This is a genomic window from Gluconacetobacter entanii (genome assembly GCF_003206495.1).
GTDB classification, from domain to species: Bacteria; Pseudomonadota; Alphaproteobacteria; order Acetobacterales; family Acetobacteraceae; genus Novacetimonas; species Novacetimonas entanii.
The window spans coordinates 1-16,173 of the sequence record NZ_NKUF01000053.1; the positions used below are offsets into that span (position 1 = coordinate 1).

General features: G+C 58.7%; 10 protein-coding genes and 1 pseudogene. 10 read left to right on the forward strand and 1 reads right to left on the reverse strand.

Going from position 1 to position 16,173, the window contains the following annotated elements:
* Nucleotides 1–90, forward strand: a pseudogene (locus CFR72_RS14555) (IS5-like element ISMex42 family transposase); the annotation flags it as partial.
* 1,046 nt (nt 91–1,136) lie between these two features.
* Here the strand turns inward: CFR72_RS14555 and CFR72_RS14570 are convergent.
* On the reverse strand, nt 1,137–2,480 hold the full coding sequence (locus CFR72_RS14570) for an IS1182 family transposase (RefSeq protein ID WP_014106965.1): 1,344 nt from the start codon (nt 2,478–2,480) through the stop codon (nt 1,137–1,139).
* A gap of 185 nt (nt 2,481–2,665) precedes the next feature.
* Here CFR72_RS14570 and CFR72_RS14575 point away from each other — a divergent pair, with 185 nt between their 5' ends.
* The 9 genes from CFR72_RS14575 (at nt 2,666) to CFR72_RS18525 (ending at nt 16,167) form a co-directional block, all read left to right on the forward strand.
* Nucleotides 2,666–3,688 (forward strand): ParA family protein, encoded by a 1,023-nt coding sequence (locus CFR72_RS14575; protein WP_014106763.1) that lies wholly within the window; start codon nt 2,666–2,668, stop codon nt 3,686–3,688.
* Nucleotides 3,688–4,569 (forward strand): ParB/RepB/Spo0J family partition protein, encoded by an 882-nt coding sequence (locus CFR72_RS14580; protein WP_010511481.1) that lies wholly within the window; start codon nt 3,688–3,690, stop codon nt 4,567–4,569. Before CFR72_RS14575 ends, CFR72_RS14580 begins: the two co-directional genes overlap by 1 nt.
* 90 nt (nt 4,570–4,659) lie before the next feature.
* Complete coding sequence (locus CFR72_RS14585; RefSeq protein WP_110914610.1) at nt 4,660–5,478, forward strand: replication initiator protein A; 819 nt, start codon at nt 4,660–4,662, stop codon at nt 5,476–5,478.
* 1,091 nt (nt 5,479–6,569) lie between these two features.
* On the forward strand, nt 6,570–11,669 hold the full coding sequence (locus CFR72_RS14595) for a lactate dehydrogenase (RefSeq protein ID WP_110914611.1): 5,100 nt from the start codon (nt 6,570–6,572) through the stop codon (nt 11,667–11,669).
* 177 nt (nt 11,670–11,846) lie between these two features.
* Complete coding sequence (locus CFR72_RS14600) at nt 11,847–13,772, forward strand: ParB/RepB/Spo0J family partition protein (protein WP_110914612.1); 1,926 nt, start codon at nt 11,847–11,849, stop codon at nt 13,770–13,772.
* Between the two features lie 182 nt (nt 13,773–13,954).
* Nucleotides 13,955–14,293 carry a hypothetical protein gene (locus CFR72_RS14605; protein ID WP_014106766.1) on the forward strand — a complete coding sequence of 113 codons (339 nt, stop codon included), beginning with the start codon at nt 13,955–13,957 and terminating at the stop codon, nt 14,291–14,293.
* Nucleotides 14,286–14,699, forward strand: coding sequence for a hypothetical protein (locus CFR72_RS14610; RefSeq protein ID WP_014106767.1), 414 nt, complete (start codon nt 14,286–14,288; stop codon nt 14,697–14,699). The genes CFR72_RS14605 and CFR72_RS14610 overlap by 8 nt, the downstream gene beginning before the upstream one ends.
* A 156-nt stretch (nt 14,700–14,855) precedes the next feature.
* A complete protein-coding gene (locus CFR72_RS14615) occupies nt 14,856–15,887 on the forward strand; it encodes a phosphoadenosine phosphosulfate reductase domain-containing protein (protein WP_110914613.1) in 1,032 nt (343 codons plus the stop codon).
* 31 nt (nt 15,888–15,918) lie between these two features.
* Nucleotides 15,919–16,167, forward strand: coding sequence for a DUF5983 family protein (locus tag CFR72_RS18525; RefSeq protein WP_019087509.1), 249 nt, complete (start codon nt 15,919–15,921; stop codon nt 16,165–16,167).
* Nucleotides 16,168–16,173: the final 6 nt, after the last annotated feature.

Below are 16,173 nucleotides of genomic sequence, written 5' to 3' on the forward strand. Positions count from 1 at the left end.
CGCGCTGTCGCAACCAGATATGAAAAAACAGCAACGTCGTTCCTCGCGGTCATCCACATCGCTGCCGCAGCAGACTGGATCAAGCCCTAACAGGCCCTAACCTGAAGAAACCGGTCATTTAGGCCCGGTGTCTCGGTCTCGTGACAGATGTACGTCGTCCTGGTTCAAAGCAAAACGGCATATGTAGCAGCGTGACCTATCTCTCACTTCTTTCATGCCTTGAAAAAGAACGTCGATGGTCCGCTTGTACCGTATCGTCATCTCCACGTGATTAACAGGTCGGCCTCCTGACCATTCGAGGATGAGCGCGATGGCAGCGTCCTGGTCTATCCCGATGCTGCGATCCGTCTTGCTGTCATAGGCTAGAGCCGCCAAGGTGCGGCAATGCTCAGTCTTACCATGTCCAGCGAACGTCTCACTGCAGCGAGTACGTTCCATGACGATCTTTCGGATGAAACGCCGGCCACATGAAGGCAGCGGAATTGGTTGCTGCCCCCTCATCGACATCGCACACCTTGCGATCGCTCGCAGTGGACGATGAGGAAAAACGATGCATTATCCAAGTCCCCAGTCAGGGTGAATGCATGTTCGATAGGTTTCCTGAACTTGGTGGGAGTGCAATCAAGGAGGCGACCACGATCTCGGTGCCCAACGAGGTCCAGAACCACTGCTCATAAAAATCCGGTACGCGCCCTCTGATGTTCTGACGTCCGAACATCAGCATATGCTCCGATGCCCTGAAGTTTGCGCATTTTGCGATGGAATGTATTCCTCCCATCCGAGAAGGACCTTACAAATTCCGTCTGAGAATGTTCTGACGTCCGAACATTGAGCATAAGGATGAACTAGAACCAGAAGACTATCGTAACACGCCGCACAGCAAAATATCATCCTCCATTATATCTCTGATCGCTATCTCCTCAGCTGATTTATGCCTCGTTTTAATGATTTGTCCGCTTTGACAAAGCCTCATTCAAGACACAAGTAATCTATAATACGGTCCTAACATGCCGCACCTGGGCCGGATTAGATCTTCGACGAGAAGCAGGCACACATTGATCGTATCTTTCGAAGACCAATTTAGCAGCCTGTCTGGTTGGCCTTTGGGAGGATCATAAAGCCGATGGTAACCTGACTTATGCTGTTTGAAGCCGTGCCATTCTCTTGCAGTTGTATGCGAGAGCGACGAGTGTCCATTCAGTTGTGACTTTTGCAAGGCCACGCAGGCTGAATCTTCTGAAGCCCATGATGCTTTTGATAATTCCGAAGACCGGCTCCACGGTCTGCTTGCGTCGTCTGTAAAGATCTCCGGCTTCTGTGGTTTCCAACCTGTCCTTCATGGCGAGCCGCCAGGGTTCGGTTATCCGGCGTGGCTCCCTTCCTTCGGGCCGGGGCCGGAAGTCGTAAGCCCTGCGGGCACAGGGCCGCCCAATGGCGACCAGCGGATCAATGCCCTTTTCCCGCAGTTTCCGGACCGCCTGTCCGCTGGCGTAACCGGTGTCGGCAAGCACCTTCTCCGGGAGACCGATTGTGTCTTCCATCGACAGTACCGTGTCGGCAAAGGATGGCGCGTCCGCTGACGTGGCGACAACGCCGGTTGTCACGATCAACTGGCTGCCTTCGGCGCAAACCACGGCCTGGGCATTGTAAGCCTGCCGGAATTCATGGGCGTCCGAGCGCCGCATGAGGCGGCTGTCGGGATCAGTCAGGCTGATCTGCCGGTCGGGTGGCGGTTCCTCATCAGGCGGTTTCGGCGCCCGGCCACGACGCCCTGTTTTCGCATCATAAGCGGCTTTCTTCTTCTCGTAGGCCGGACGCGCCGTTTCAGCCTGCTTCCTGGCATCAGCTTCCAGCCGGGCGCAGGCTTCGTCCAGCTTCGCTTTCAGTGTTTCCCGTCGGGCAAGCTCTTCCGGCAATGCCTGCGGATCGCTGTCTGTGACATCTGCGTACTCCGCCTGGTCCATCAGTTTCGCAATATCCAAAGCCAGTTGTTCGCGCAGCGCCCTGATCCGGTCGTAGCGCACCGAACGGTATTTCGAAGCGTCGGCATCGATTTTCGTGCCGTCGATCGATACTACACCCAGACGCAGCAGACCCGTCTCGCGCGCCAGAAGCAGGACCTGCGCAAATGTAGCTTCAATGGCTGTCCGGTTCGTCCGGCGGAAGGTCGCAATCGTATCATGATCCGGATGCAGGTTCGCCGCCACGAAACGCACCCCTATGTCGCGATATGTCGCCCGCTCGATCCGGCGTGAGGAAAACAGCCCGTTCGCATAGCTGAAGATCAGAAGGGCCAGCATCAGGCGCGGATGGTACTGTGCCTTGCCACCCGTGCGTACTGGCACGGAAAACGCATTCATCGGAACCCGTTCAACGGCAACTACAACGAAATGCGCCATATCATCAGCCGGAAGCCACAACTTCAGATCAGGAGGCAGAAGATACGGCTGAGACCGGTCAAACGGGATGAAGCTGCTCATCACACCACCTTACAACCTCTCCCCTTCATAGGGTACCCCAACCCGACAGGCTGTTAGGGCTTCATATCAGCCCATATGTCGTCGATTTTTTCCTTGACAAGAAAGACTGATAACAATCAACATCAACCATCATCGTTGATGTTGATGCTATTTTACGCATCAAAAGTCTGTCTGGGGAAGCCATAATGAACGGTCAAACATTTCGAAATAGCCGACTGACTTTGCGATTAAGTCAGGCCGACATCAAAGATGAACTCAACCGCAGACTCGGCCGAAGCTATGATAAACCCAAGATTAGCCGCTGGGAAAACGATAAAGAACCGATCCCGGATGATGTCGCCGAGGTGATACGTAATATGGCTGGCGCAGTTCAAGATTCTGCAAGAATACTTGTGCTGGCAAACCAAAAAGGCGGCGTTGGGAAAACAACGTCTTCGCTCAATCTTGCATACGCGTTGTCATCACTGGGAGGACGCGTTCTTCTCATTGATATGGATCCCCAAGCAACAGCTACAGCCGGAATACTCGCTGGCGCCAGTGTTGAACTTTATCATCAGGGCAAAACGACAGCCCACCTCATTCTCGGTGGGAAACCTCTCTCTGAAATCGTGGTTGCGGCAGGCACGCTACCAGACGGACGCGAACTGCCCTTCGATTTCATCGCCAGCCATATTGACCTAGCTGAAACGGACGGCCGGAGAGAGCCCGGTTTTGACGCCGCGCTACGGGAAGCCATTGATCCTGTCCGTGAGGACTACGACTGGATCGTGATCGATGCACCTCCCAATCTCGGCATGCTTACATGGATGAGCCTTGCTGCTGCCGATGACGCAATTGTCCCTGTGAGAACCGAGCCTTACGACACAATGGGCGTTGGCCTGATTATCGGCACAATTGGCAAGATCCAGCGTCGTCTGAATCCAGGACTTCGACTTCTTGGTATTTTACCGACGCAATATAACGCACGCAAATCTGTGGACCGTGAAGTCCTTCAACACTTATGTTCCATGATGAAAGATCGCGCCCCAGTTCTGGAACCCGTGCCTTCAAGCGCTGTGTACGGTCATGCTGCACGCGCAGGCAGGATTGCGTTGGAGTCCTCTTCTTCAGCGGCCGCAACGGCACCGTACCTTCGGCTGGCACAAGCACTCCAAACGAAGACAGATTTTCCGCTTGCAGATATCGAACAGCCTGAAGGTAATGCGTGATGGCAACCCGACGCAAAACAAAAGCCCCATCTCCTATTCTTGGCGTAGCCGCTGGGCTCATTGACGACGCCAGCAACAGTTTTGTTCGCCAGGACGGCAAATTTCGACATACATTCGAAATTCCTTTGACAGAAGTAGCGCCAGATCCGGACCAACCACGAAAAAGTTTTGACGACGAGAGTATCGCAGCACTGGCAGAAACAATGGTCGCTGAAGGACAGCTTCAGCCCATTCTCGTACGTCGTGTCACGAACTCACAATCCGACAAACGGTGGGTCATAGTCGCGGGCGAACGCCGTTGGCGAGCCGCGCAACATGCTGGCTGGTCCAGCATGCTTGCAATTGAACACGACGGTGATGCTGAAGTCGCAGCGCTCATTGAGAACCTTCAGAGAGTGGACCTAAACCCTCTGGAAGAAGCAACCGGCATCCAACGACTGATTGAAAAAAGAGGCTGGAACCAGAGCCAGGCAGGTGAAGTTCTTGGAAAAAGTCGCGGCGAAATTAGCTCTATCCTGAAAATCCTGACGCTCCCAACCGATATCCTTGAAGAGTTGACGTCAGAGCGAGGTGTGGCACGAAATACCCTTGTGGAACTCGCAAGAGTCCCGGATCCTGTGAGACAACAAGAACTCATTGAACAAGCCAGAACCGGACAACTCACAGTAAAAGCTATTCGACTGGGTCGAGCTGACCTCGAACGGCCGGAATCCGCACCGACCCGCAAACCTTCCGGATTTACGTTTACATCCGTAGACAGGATGGCCCAGCGTCTAAGTGAAGTCCGTGCCCAACAACTCCCGCTTAATTCGGAAGACCGTGAACGCTTGCGAAGGCTCCGGGCCGAGATTGATCAGGTGCTCGGTGACGAAAATACGTAACACTGACGAGAGAATCATTGACCCTGGTTGTATTAACCGGTTTGTTTGCATTCGGAACATCGCGCACAAAAGGCAGGGCTGGGGTAGATAATGGCTAGCAACGAAGCTGACCTGTTTGTCGACTCCCTAATAGGGGCTCCGTTAAAGGATGACAGAGCCCTTATGGAATATCCGTTCTTCAGCATCCAGAAGCAACCGCGCATGGAGCCTCTGGTATATGACGACGGGAAAATACAAATTACCATAGAACCTGGCCCAAAAGGGCTTGCGACGATTTGGGATAAAGACATACTTCTTTATGTCGTCTCTCTTATCAATGAACGCATTGAGCGAGGGATGACTGTCGACCATACAGTCCGCTTCGCTGCGCATGATCTCCTGCGCGTCACCGGTCGAGGAACAGGTAAGCGCAGCTACGACCTTTTGCTCGATGCGCTTCATCGTCTGAGATCTACGAACATCATGACAACAATCGAATCTGCAGACGAACGCGACCGGCGCGGGTTTGTCTGGATAGAGACATGGCGCGTAGTCGAGCGGAAAACATCGACTGGACGTAAAATTATGGCAGCCATTGAAATTACGCTCAATGACTGGATGTTTCGTGCCCTCGTCAAGGAACGCAGGGTGCTGACAATTAACCCCACTTATTTTAGTCTCGATAGTGGGTTGGGTCGCCGTATTTATGAGATCGGACGAAAGCATCTTGGTAACCAAGAAATATGGAAAATTAGTCTAGATAAACTCGCCAAGAAAATCGGTACTACACGCGAATTACGATTTTTCAAAAGAGATCTTCTCAAAATTATAGGCGATGACGTTATCCCCGATTATCAGCTATCCCTCGAAGTAGGTCCAAGGGGAGGGCGTCCCGTAGTGATTTTTGAACATCGAGAATCACAATCTTAGCGATAAAATATGAGCAGGACATGTGCGCGATGTTCCGAACCATGAGACGCTGTCGCGTTTGTTTTCCTGGGCGGCTGTGAAGCGCAAAATACCCAAGATATCAAGCCTGCTAGTTATCGGATGCCATAACTTGTCATCGCCTAAGGAATCAAACGCACGGACGTCCGAACGCCAGAGACCTACCTTAAACGTGCGCGATGTTCCGAATTCATGGCGTTTTGGCAGAGACTGCGCCTCATCAACACCTTGGGCAACTATCGGCGTGAACTTGATAACCGAATTAGCAAGGTGAAGATCGTTAATGTGCGCGATATTCCGAAATTTTCTCTTTCTTATATCCATTCCCAAAAATTGGAGGCCTGTTGCAGTTGTTCTTGACGGTCGCAAGGTATGCCTTCTGCCCTGTCGACGATGATTACTCCCATTATTCACAGCAACGCGATTCTCGTTCGGAATATCACGCACGCCTTATCGGAACATCGCGCACAGAAATAGCGCCTAACCAAATGATATTAAACGCGCTTTTCATCCTTTAACTTTTTAACAGTTTAAAAATAACCTTCTAACTCGACCGTTGGGGATAAGTCTGCGTTCCTTGCATTCCATCTTCAGTTCGCGCTAAGACGCATTATCTTTCGGTATGTAAGCAGCAGCTTTCCCTCCCCCTTGAAGAAGCAGCTTATTCGACGTTGAATTAACGTCGCAATCTCTGCAACTACACCAATCAAGAAACACCCTTTTAGGGATATGATTTAGATTCGAGAATCCAAAAGCTAATAAACCGAGAATAAAAAGCTATAATAGAACTATAAGCCAGTATGTAAAAGCACCAGATCGACCAGCACGCCGCAAGGGGTAGCTCCTCCCCGTGCTCGGCGTCTGCGTCGCCTGCGCGCGGGTCCGGTGCTGCCGCTACGCGGCACCCTTGCCCCGCACTGCCCGACCCGGTCGCAATAAGAGCTGAAGGAAAGAGTAATCAGGCGACACAACCTGATTAGCACGCCCGTTCCTGACATCCCGAAAACCTGACCCGGAAACATCCCGGCCTGCAGAAGCAGTGCCGGGCTCCGGCGTTTGTACGGAGCACGGCCATGTCGTTCCAGCTCAACCTCTTCGGCACAACCGCTCTCGCAGATACCCAGAACGACCTTTTCTTGGGCGAACTTGAAGGCGAAGACGGCGCGTCCCCCGTCCCGCCCGCCACACCGGCCGCAATGGTCCTTCCCAAGATCGACTTTCATATGGTGGCCGACCGAGGCCTCGCTGACACCTGGAAACAGCGGGCCCGTGACAATGCACTGGCAATCGAACTGCTCAAGGAGATCGAAGAAGCAGACCGAAACGCCTCGTCCCCCGAACAGATCGTCCTCTCACGCTTCATCGGCTTTGGAGCAGGAGAACTGGCGAACAACCTATTTCCATCCGGAAGCAATAGCGCCCGCCCGGGCTGGGAAGAGATTGGCGAGGCGATCCATGTCTCCACGACAGACATTGAGAGGGCAGGACTGAAGCGCGCGACACAATATGCGCATTTTACCCCTGAACTGATCGTGCACGCACTCTGGAACAAAGTGCTGCAGATGGGCTTCAGAGGCGGTTCCGTGCTTGAACCCGGCTGCGGGACCGGTCTTTTCATCGCGGCCCGACCGGAAAGGCTCGAGGGACGCATCGCCTTTACCGGGATCGAGAATGATCCGATTACGGCAAGGATCGCACGCAGGCTCTATCCGAACCAGTGGATCCGCCGCGAGGATTTCACGACAGTGAAGCTCGCAGACGGGTATGACCTTGCGATCGGTAATCCACCCTTTTCCAATCGCACCGTGCGTGGCCCGGAAGGTCTGGGACGGCTTGGCCTGAGCCTGCATGATTTTTTCATCGCCCGATCCATCGAAGCACTCCGCCCGGGCGGCATCGCAATGTTCGTGACGTCCCGCCATACGCTGGACAAGACGGACAGCACCGCGCGCCGGACCATCGCCGAGATGGCTGACCTCGTGGGGGCGGTCCGGCTCCCCGCCGGGGCAATGCGCGATGACGCCGGCACGGACGTGGTGGTGGACGTACTGGTGTTACGCAAGCGCATGATCGGCGACATGGCCGATGACGAGACCTGGCTGGAAACCGACGCCCTTACGGATAGCGACCAGGGTAACGGTCCACTCCTCGTCAATCGCTACTTTCTCGACCATCCGGAGCAGGTGCTTGGCCATCACGGCTGGACCACCACCCAGTTCGGTCCCGATTACACATGCGACGCGCGTGCCGACGGCAGGATCGATGTGATGTTGCCCGGGGCCCTGAGCCGGATCGGGCAGGACGTGCGCTTTCCGGAACCCCTGGACCAGCGTATTGTCCGGCCGGTGGGAGCCGGTGTGCTGGTCGGCACGGCTGCCGATGGCGCCCAACTGAAAGAGGGCTCCTACTTCGTCACGAAAGGCGTCCTGCAGCAGATCTGCGACGGACAGGCCACCACGGTCGCCATCAGGAAGGGGGATCAGAAGGATGGCCTCTTCCAGAAGCATGCCAGGATCATTACCGCGCTGATACCCGTCCGGGATGCGGCACGCGCGGTCCTGCGGGCGCAGATGGAGAACCTGCCCTATGGACGCCTGCAAGGTGACCTGAAGCGTGCCTATTTCAGCTTTGTCCGACAGTTCGGCCCGATCAACCTGATGAATGTGACGGTCCGAATCGATCCGGAAACCGGGGTCGAAAACGAAACCCAGCGGCGACCGAACCTTACGCCATTTTACGATGATCCCGACGTCTGGCTGGTCTCGTCCATCGAGGAATACGACGAGGCGACACAGAAAGGCCGGATGGGACCAATTTTCTCGGAACGGGTCATTCATGCGCCTGTCGAACCCGAGATCCATTCCGCCCACGACGCCCTGGCCGTCTGCCTGCATGAAACAGGCGGCGTGGAAATGCCGCGGATCGCGGAACTCATGGGACAGTCCGAAGCCGAGGTCGCGGCCGCGCTGGGGGATGCGGTCTATCTCGATCCGGTACGGAGCGTGGATGGTCGCGATATCTGGGTCACGGCTGATGAAATGCTCTCCGGCGCCGTGCGTACCAAGCTGGAAGAGGCACGCGATGCGGCCCGGATCGATGGGCGCTACGCCCGGAACGTCACGGCGCTGGAAGCTGTCCAGCCAGCCGATCTGCGTCCGTCGGAGATCACCGCGCGCCTTGGCGCTCCGTGGTTGCCGGTCAGCGACATCATCGCGTTTACCGCCGAGGTGCTCGGGGTCGAAACGGTCATCTATCACGCGCCTGCTGTCGCCTGCTGGACCGTGGAGAAACGGGCATTCATGGGCAAGGCCGAGGCAACGTCAGTCTGGGGAACGGAACGGCGACATGCCGGCGAACTGCTGGAAGATGCCCTGACGCAGGCATCGCCAAAAATATGGGATGTCTGGCGTGATGGCGATGGCAATGAGCACCGCGAACTGAACACACAGGAGACGGAAGCCGCAAAGGAAAAACTGGCAGCGATCAGGCGTGCGTTCGAGACATGGGTCTGGCAGGATGGCGATCGGGCCGAGCGGCTGGTCCGGCTGTACAATGATACTTACAACAACCTGGTTGCACGCGCGTTTGATGGCTCCCATCTGCGCCTGCCCGGTGCAAGCACCACGATCAGCCTGCGCCCCCACCAGAAACGGGTCATCTGGCGGATCATCGCCGCGGGCGGCACGTATATCGCGCACGCGGTCGGCTCCGGAAAGACGTTCTCGATGGTTGCGGCTGTCATGGAGCAGAAGCGGCTTGGCCTGATCAGCAAGGCGATGATCGCCGTCCCCGGTCACTGCCTCGCCCAGATGGCTCGCGAATTCCTCATGCTCTACCCGACCGCACGGATCCTCGTCGCCGACGAGACTAACTTCGTGAAGGCAAAGCGCCAGCGGTTCCTCGCGCGGGCCGCGACCGGAAACTGGGATGCGATCATCATCACGCATGATGCATTCAGGTTCATCCCGGTGGAGGGGAATTTCGAGCGCCAGATGATCGAGGCGCAGATCGCGTCTTACGAGGAAGTGCTGGAAAGCGTCGACGCGTCAGACCGTCTGTCGCGCAAGCGGGTCGAGAGCATGAAGGAGAAGATGCAGGCGAAGCTGGAAGGCCTTTCCGCTCGCAAGGACGATCTCGTGCATCTGGGCGAGATCGGTATCGACCAGATCCTCGTCGATGAAGCGCAGCAGTTCCGGAAGCTGAGTTTTGCAACCAACCAGTCCGACCTCAAGGGGGTCGATCCGAACGGCTCGCAGCGGGCCTGGGATCTCTTCGTGAAGACGCGCTATCTGGCGGCAAAAAATCCGGAACGTCCGCTGATCATGGCGTCCGGCTCCCCGATCACCAATACGCTCGCCGAAATGTGGACGGTCAGCCGCTATATGGATCTTGAGGCGCTGCAGAAGCGCTACCTGCATGAATTCGATGCCTGGGCAGCCAATTTCGGCGAAACCCGTACCGAACTGGAACTGCAGCCAAGCGGGCTTTACAAGCCGGTCACGCGCTTCACCGAGTTCGTCAACGTCGCCGACCTCATGGCGATGTATCGCGACTTCGCGGATGTCGTGCAGCACGATGACCTGCGCCAGTACGTGACTCTGCCAGCAATCCGGGGCGGGCGTCGCGAGATTATTGTCGCGCCGACAAACGATAACTTCAGGGCCTACCAGAAGACGCTGGCGGCCCGCATCAACGCCATCGAAGCGCGCCAGGGGCGTCCCCAGAAGGGCGACGACATCCTCCTGTCCGTCATCACGGATGCCCGTCATGCCGCGATCGACCTGCGCTTCGTCGCCCCTCTCGCCGCGAATGACGATACATCGAAGCTGAACCTGATGATCGGGAACGTGTTCCGGATCTGGCAGGAGACATCGGAAAGCCGTTACAGCGATCCTGAAACCGGTCGGCCGTACGACCTGCCGGGGGCGGTGCAGATGATCTTTTCGGATCTGGGCACCGAGAGCGCGATGGAGACACGCGGTTTTTCCGCCTATACGTGGATCCGCGATGAACTGATCCGACTGGGCGTGCCGCGCGCGGAAATCGCGTTCATGCAGCACTACAGGAAGAGTGCGGCGAAGCAGAAGCTGTTCGGTGATCTCAATGCCGGCCGCAAGCGGATCCTGATTGGCTCGACGGCGACCATGGGCACCGGCGTCAACGCCCAGCAGCGCCTCAAGGCCCTGCACCATCTCGACGTGCCGTGGCTGGTCTCCGACATCATCCAGCGCGAGGGTCGCATCGAGCGGCAGGGCAACCAGCACGCGGAAATCGAACTCTACGCCTATGCCCAGCAGGGTTCTGTTGACGCGACCAACTGGCAGCTCCTCGAGCGCAAGCAGCGCTTTATTGGACTTGCGATGTCAGGTGACCGTTCCATCCGCCGGATTGAGGACATTGGCGGGGAAGGGGGAAATCAGTTCGCCATGGCCAAGGCGCTCGCCTCAGGCGATGCCCGGCTGATGCACAAAGCCGGGCTGGAGGCCGATCTTGCGCGGCTCGAGAGACTGGCGGCCGCCCATTATGACGACCAGTTCGCCGTAAAACGTGCCATCGACCGGGCCGAGCGTGAGATTGCGGGCGCGGAGCGCCAGATCCCGCTCATCGAAGCGGATATTGCCAGCCGTCAGCCCACGAAGGGGGATGCGTTCGTATTGCGCAGGGACAAGGGGGATGTCAGCGAACGTGAGAAGGCCGGATCATGGCTCCTGTCCCAGGTCCGCCTGGCGGCGAAGAACGGTGAGGCAGGGGTCTGGAACCTCGGACGCATCGGTGGGTTCGCCGTCATGTGCGAAGCTGGGCCAGGCCGTCGCGTGCGCGGCGAAAAGCGCGCGGTCGACGTGACGCTGTTTGTGGAAGCGCGCTCAGGTCGCATTGAGATCGCCGTCGAGGACGACACGAAGGGCCTTGGGCTGACGTCGCGTCTCGAGCATGCGCTGCTTCGGATCGATGACGCGCTCCGTGACGCAATCCGGATGCGGGAGGAAGCGCAGCGTCGCCTGCCATCATACCGCGCCCGTCTGGGCCTGCCGTTCGCGGAACAGGCGATGCTTGATGAAAAGCGCGCCGAGCTGAAAGCGCTGGAAGACGATCTGGCGGCGACCGCGACCGATGAAGACCCGGCGCATGACGACACCGAGGACAGGGAGAAGGAAGAAGAGGCGGCAGCCTGAGAAGGGCTGCCATCTCCGGCCAGGCGCCGCAAGGGGTGGCGCCTCCCCGTGCTCGGCGTCTGCGCCGCCTGCGCGCGGGTCCGGTGCCGCCGCTGCGCGGCGCCCTTGCCCCGCCAGCCCGGTGCTGGCCGCCGGAGTGCATCAGGAAAGGCGTCCTGAGAACACGGAGTAAAAACCATGGAACTGCGCGAAGTTGATCCGAAAACCCTGCTCGACAACCCCGAAAACCCGCGGAAATCCGCGCCCAACGAGGCGGAAGAGCGCCAGCTGGCGCTGAACGTCAAGGCCGTCGGGATCATCCACCCGCCTCTGGTCCGCGAAACTCCTGACGGCCTGATGATCGTTGCGGGGCATCGCCGCCGGCGTGCCGCGGTCAAGGCCGGGCTGAAAACCATTCAGGTGACGGTGGCAGGCGATGATGCGGAACTGGACCGGATGCGTGCCGCGTCGGAGAACATGATCCGTCAGCCCATGACCCAGGTTGAACAGTGGCTGGTTGTCGCCAGGCTCCGGGAGGAAAAAAAGTGGAATGACACCGCGATCTGCAAGGCGCTGATGCTCACACCGGTGCAGTTGAAGCAGATCGGCCGCCTGTCTGCCATCCTGCCCGAGATTCTGGCGTGGATCGAGGCGGGCAAGGGGCCTGGCAATCGTGAACTGGCGAGCATCGCCCTTGCGTCCACCGCGCTGCAGGAACAGGTCTGGGGCCATTTCGGGTTTCCGGTTGGCGCGGCGCCGCCCGAGGATGTCGAAGCCTGCGAAGATGAGGGCGAGCAACTGCCCGACGGAAATTGGGAACCCGGTGCTGCCATCCCCGATTGGGACCGGATTGCGTCAGCCCTGCGGCAGGACCGTTTTTATGCAATCGAGGCCTCGTTTGATGACGCCATTGCAAAAAGCTGCCGGATCGCCTGGCAGGAGGATCTGTTCGGTGAAGCCGGGAAGGACGGCCGTTATACCGATGACGGCTTCGCCTATGAGAAGGCGCAGCGCCAGTGGCTGGGTCAGAACACGCCTGAAGACGCACTGATCCTGCAGAGCGACGAGAACGGCGAGCCGGTCTTCGAACCCGGCATGGTCCGGATCTACTGGCAGCGCGAGGGCGCCACGAAATTCTTCTGGCTCGATCATCGCCTGAAGGTTCGCGAGGGCTGGTGCGTCCTGCCGGGCAGCGAGGCGGCAGGCCGCGTGACGCCGTCCGCCGTCATTGAAGCCCTGCCCGAAGGGCCACGGGAACGGCCCGATATCTCGGGGCGTGGTTTTGACATGATCGGCAGTTTCCGCACCCAGGCGCTGCATGCCGCATTGGACGGCATGCGGGGTTCTGCCGATCCATGGGTCCTGGTCGGGCTGATGATCGCGGCCCTTAACGCGCAGAATATCCGGGTGGACGGGGATTCCAACGCGCACTACCAGCAGCGCCGTCCGTCACGCCGGCTCGTGGCTGCCGCCGGACTGTTCCAGGATGGCGAGATGGCGCTGGACGAGGCGCTCCTGCGTGGCGCTGCTGTCGACGTGCTCAAAGCCGTGCTGTCCTGCGAAAAGAACGCGACGAATAGCGGCGACTGGGGTGTCCTGGTCGGCCATATCGTGAAAGCGGACGACCATCTGCCCGCCATGGCGGATGAAGACTTCCTGAAAACGCTCAGCAAGCCCGGCATCACGAAGGCCATAAAGGCGGAAGGTATCCTGCCGCGCAATACCGGCAAGGAAATGCGCCGCGCCCTGATGGACCATGTCGGGCAGGGGATCTGGGTGCATCCTGCAGCGCGTTTCCAGGTCGATGTCGCAGCGCTGAACGCCACCTTCGCGGAAGCGCTCGCCTCGCCATCCGAAGCGGATGACGATGATGGGGAACTGGCGCATGACGACGAGACCGAGTTGGAAGACGACGCGGATGCCGGTGCGCGGACTGGTGGCCCGGGAACCGATGATCCTGCCGCGACGGGCATTGAGCTCGATAAAGTGGCTGGTACCCCCCCAGACCTGGCGGCAGATCAAGAGGATGACGTGCCGCACGGCAGGGCGGAAAGTCCGGCTCCGCTATCGCAGACACCCGAAGAATTCCTCAGGACGCATGTTGAGTTTGTAGGCTTCAGCTGAGCGAGGCTGTTGCCGCCGTACGGCTCTGGCTCACGGCCCGTCGCCCCAGTGGTGACGTCGGGCGGTGAGCCAGCAACGGACTCAGGCAGGACGTCGACCGGGAAATTCTGCGATGCGCCCTAACCGGGCTTATCCAGAACGTCAGGTTACGCGTTCACCTGCGTCGGCGAAGGAGAACCGTGATGACCCATGAATCCGTGACGGAAAAGCGTCTGATCGGCAGGTATGTGGTTGAACTGGGTTTCCGCCCGGATGGTGGGGTTTTGATCCGGACGCCTGAAATCTATCCGCCTACGGCCCGCCGATGGCGGGGACCCTATGAGAGCGTGGAGGCGGCAGTAGTCGAATTTTCCGCTTTCACGGCGGTTCCCAGAGTCACGTCGGCCGAGCTGGCCCGGCTGAGAGAGCGTGGCTCTGTCGCCGAAATCTGCGGAAAGGACGTGATGGTGTGGCACTGCCCATGGCGGGAAGCCACGACACTGAGCGAATTTGTCCTGGTAAGGGAGGACGGCAATGCCTGATTTTCGTGTCACACTGGTTGAGCGCCTGTTTGAAGCGGATGCCGGCGATTTCAGGGTCACGGCGACGGACGCTGAGGCTGCTGCGCGGATCGTCCTCGATGCCGTCCCCGACAGTGTGGACTCTGACGGGATCCGGACCACCATTCTGCCTGACGGTCAGGAAGTGGACCTTGAGGTCGAGGAAGTCGTCCATGGCGAGATCGTGGCCATGGTCCACGATGCGGGAACCGGCGTGCTGCAGGGACAGTTTGGGTTTTCCCTTGTTTTCAGCCCGGGCCGAGAGGCCGCCGCCGTTCTCGCCAGAGTGATGGATCGTGTCCTTGCGGATGACGGTGAGCGGGACACCCATGCAGCCTGCGTGGTGCTGCGCCGGTATCTGCACGAATACCTGAACGCGGACGCATAGGAAGAGCAGGAAGACACAGGAAAAATATGCCCGAAGGGCCATCGCGCCTCAAACGGTGGCTCTTGTCCCGCTCCGCGGGCCTGCGATGCCGGCGCGCGCGCCGCGTTTGACCCGCGATACCCCGTCGGACCGCCAGAAGACATTCAGACAAGGAGAATGTCCATGGCGACCGCAAGCCTGTCATCCCACCAAGGAACTGTCGCGCCGGAGCCCGGAGAGATACCTGATCTGGCGCGTTATGATCACGTCATCGTCGCCTGTTCCTTTGGCAAGGATTCCCTCGCCAGTACGCTGCACCTGCTCGAAAAGGGCGTGGCGCCGCAGCGCATCGAGTGGTGGCACCATCGTGTGGACGATGACGGGGACGTTTTTGACTGGCCGCATGTGCCCGATTACGGGCGGCATCTGGCTGCGGCCCTTGGCGTCAGGCTGTATTTCTCCGCGAGCCAGGGTGGGATCGTGCGGGAAATGCTGCGCGAGAATGCGCCGACCGCACCGGTCTGGTTCGATACCCCGACAGGGCGGGTCACTGTCGGTGGCAAGGGACCGCCCAATACGCGACGCCGCTTCCCGCAGGTTTCGGCGAACCTGTCGGTCCGCTGGTGTTCCCCATACGCCAAGATCATGGTTGCGGATGGCGCCCTGCGGAACCAGGCGCGCTTCAGTCATGCCCGGACCCTGTTTGTAACCGGAGAACGCGAGGCGGAGTCCGCGAACCGTGCCCGTTACGCTGTCTTTGAGCGGCACCGGGCAGACTGTCGTGATGGTCGGATCCGACGGCATATCGATCACTGGCGGCCGGTACATGCCTGGAGTGAAGCGGCTGTCTGGCAGATCCTGCGTCGGCATGGCGTGATTCCGCCGCTTCCCTATCAGCTCGGGTTTGGCCGCCTGTCCTGCCTGACATGTGTATTCATGTCTGCCGATCAGGCTGCGACGCTGCGTCACATGGACCCGGATCGGTTCGCCCGGCTGTGTGAGTGGGAACGCGCATTTGGCTGCACCATCCGACGCGACCGGGACCTCGGCACGCTAGCCAGGGGCGGCACGGTCTACGGCCCCGTGCGCCAGCACCCGGGTCTGGTGCGCCGCGCGCTCTGCCACCGCTGGCGTGGCCGTGTCCTCACATCCCCCGAACAATGGGTCCTGCCCGCTGGCGCATTCGGCGAGAGCGCCGGGCCGGTCTGACCCGCCTCATCCTTAAGCAGGGAGAAACCCGATGTTAGCGCCTTTCCAGATCCGGAAATTCCTCGACCTGAGCACCGGCCACCTCCCCCTGTCGGACCGTGGACACCTTGAGAGATATGCAAGGTCAGGTGGTTCCTTTGGGCTCACCTGCCTGTCCGGCCCGCACGGATGGTTTGTCCATGTCCCGCTTATGTGGACGGCCTTTACGATGCAAGAGGTCACATTGATTGCATTGTCGTATCTTTCTTCTGCGTATTTTCGCTCCAGCGAAATGCACTGATACTGT